This window comes from Achromobacter semiaridum, assembly GCF_053543755.1.
Map to the genome: position 1 here is coordinate 1 of NZ_JBLVOL010000063.1, position 2943 is coordinate 2943.

The 2943-nt window shown below is 72.3% G+C and carries 2 pseudogenes; both read left to right on the plus strand.

Annotated elements, in window-relative coordinates:
• A pseudogene (locus ACNPP0_RS17580) lies at positions 1 to 1202 on the plus strand (hypothetical protein); the annotation flags it as partial.
• A gap of 1041 nt (positions 1203 to 2243) precedes the next feature.
• Positions 2244 to 2943, plus strand: a pseudogene (locus tag ACNPP0_RS17585) (hypothetical protein); the annotation flags it as partial.

Here is a 2943-nt window from a genome sequence, read left to right on the forward strand (position 1 = left end):
CGGACATGCCCGCCGCGCGCGCGGTGGCGCTACCCAGGTTTGCATCCGGCGTGGCAGGTGCCGCGGTGGCTGCCGTGCCGGCCGATGCCGGTGGCGTTGCGGCGGGGGCTTTGCCCAAGGGCGCGCTGCCGGCGGGCGAAGCCGATGTGGGAGTGGACGCGCCGTTGGCCGAGGCGGCGCCGGCCGTTGTCGTCGCGCCGCCCGATGCGCCGCCGGCCGCATTGGCTGGTGCGCTGGTGGAAGTGCCGGCGGTGGCGCTGGAAGCAGCGTCCGCCGAGGGGGCCGCCGGTGCACCAGCCGCAGTACCTGCGTTCGCGGTACCGCCGAGGGTGCCGGTCGAGCTTGCGTCCGCTGGGGAGGGCGGCGTGTTGATGCCCGTTCCTGCCGACGCCGCAGAGCCGGATGCGCTTCCCGCGACGCCGGTAACGGACGAGTCCCCGGCGGCGGTCGTCGCGTTGACGCCGGCCGGGGTTGCTCCGGCTGCGCGAGTCGCTACGACAGGTGAGGCTGCGGTAGGCGCAGCGGCGGAGGTGGCAACGCTGCCGGCGGAGCCGGCCGTAGCCGAGCCTGCCGCGGTGCTGCCGGACGTTCCCACGCCCGCAGCCGTAGCCGAGCCTGCCGCGCTGCTGCGGGACGTTTCCACGGCCGCAGCCGTAGCCGAGCCTGCCGCGCTGCTGCCGGACGTTTCCACGGCCGCAGCCGTAGCCGAGCCTGCCGCGCTGCTGCCGGACGTTTCCACGGCCGCAGCCGTGCCCGCGCCCATGCCGCCTACGCCGGACGCCGTGCTGGCGCCTGCTGACGAGGAGGGGCTGGGAAAGTTCAAGCCGACTTCGCCAGAGCCGCCGGGCAGGCCCGCGCCCTGGGGCAGGGTGCTTTGCGAAGCGGGGACGAAGCCAGGCGTTTGCGTGGGGATGCCGGCGGCCCCGGCAGGCCCGTCGCCGGACAGGCCGCCCGTCGTCGGCATGGTGTTGCCGGATGCTATCAACGCGCCGCCTTCCGGGGATGCAACGCCAGCGGCATTGGCGGAGACGTTCGCAGAGACGTTCGCAGAGACGTTAGCGGGGGCGTTCGCGCAAGCATCAGCGGACACACCAGCGGACACACCAGCGGACACACCAGCGGGGATACCGGCGGAGATGTCGGCGGAACGGCCTGTTGCCGAGCCTGCGTCCCAGCCGATGCCCGTCAATTGCGCAAGTTGATCGCCTTGCGTCACGCTCCCGGCAGAGGACGGCGCCGGGCCGTTCACGGCGCCGGGCAAACTGACTCCTTGCAAGGCGCCAGAGCTGTGCGGACCCACGGTGGCCGGCGCAGCGGCGTCAGACAGCGCGCCGCCCGCATCGCTTGCCGAAGACGCTGCGGCTGCCGTATTGCCGGCCGCGTTCGCGGCGCCGGCGAGCAGCGTGCCCGCGCTGGCGGCCACGGTCGCGAGCAGCGTGGCGTTCGGCAGAGTCGACGTGTTGCGCGTGCCGCGTTGGCCCGCAGATGCCGGGACTGAGGCCGCGCCTTGTTGGCCGGTAGAGTCGGACGCAGCGAAAGAGGGCGACGATTGCGTCCCTACTGCGGCGGACCCCGGCGCGACGCGGGTGTCCGCGCCTGGCGGCGTCGGCGGCGCATGTCCGTGGCCCCGGAGGTTGGCCGTCGCGGCTATCGTCGCGGCCGATCCCGCAGCAACCGAGGCTGCGGAACTGTCGGATGCGTCAGCAAGCTGGTCGTCAGCGGCATGGTCTTGCCTAGGCTCTTGCACGCGCGGCGTGGAGGCCGCGCCAAACGTTGCGGCCACAGTGCCCAACAAGCCGATGCCATGGTTCGTTGCCGAACCTGCCGTAAAGGTTGCCGCGCCGGACCCCGGCGGCAGATCCGTCGTCAGCGGCGAAGCTCCGTCCGCTGCCGTGGCCGGGGCGCGTGCGGCGGTTGCAGCAACCGAAGCGAGCCCGGAATCCGCCAGCTCGCCGACTTGCGATGCCGCGTGGGCGGACGCTGCCGCTAAGGTCGCAGGGGACGCGGCCGACACAACGTCGGCCGGCAACGCAGCGCTTTCCGTGGACGCCGAGAAGAGGGCCGCCGAAGCAGGCGACACCGCAACGCCGCCGGCGGGCGCTACGAAAGTTCCTGAAGCTGCTGCACCCGCAGACGCGTCGAATAAAGGACGGGTCGGCGCCACTGAAGCGGCGAACGACGAAACACCGGTAGCCGCCCCAGCCTCCGCAATCGAAGCGGCGCCAGACGATGCGCCACCCGATATGACCGCGGACGCACTCGCAGCCGTAATCGAAGGCGTGGCCGACGCAGCACCGGCAGCAGCGATGGAAGGCGTGGCCGACGCAGCACCGACAGCAGCGATGGAAGGCGTGGCCGACGCAGCACCGGCAGCAGCGATGGAAGGCGTGGCCGACGCAGCACCGACAGCAGCGATGGAAGGCGCGAGCGTCGACGCACCGGCAGCAGCGATGGAAGGCGCGAGCGTCGACGCACCGGCAACAGCGATGGAAGGCGCGACCGTAGACGCACCGGCAGCAGCAATCGAAGGGGCGACCGTAGACGCACCGGCAGCAGCAATCGAAGGCGTGACCGTCGCCGCACCGGCAGCAGCAATCGAAGGGGCGGCCGAGGATGCGCTTGCGACGGCAATCGAAGGAGAGGTCAAGGACGTGCTCGCCGCTGCGATCGAAGGAGCCGCCGACGACGCGTCCGCATCGGCAACGGAAGGCGCAACCAGGGGCGCACCCGTGTTCCCGATCAGGGATTTGCTGGCGGGCGCATCAGGCGTTGCGACAGCAGAAGGGGCCGACGTGGCAATGGATGAGGCGCCCGTTGCGTTGACGGGTGCCGTACCTGTGGCGGTAGCGCTCGACACGGGTGCGCCCGTGCCGGCGGTTGGCGGGGCAGACGCTACGACGCCAGCGGGACCGGAGGCGCTGGCCGCGCCGCCCGCCTCGGCGG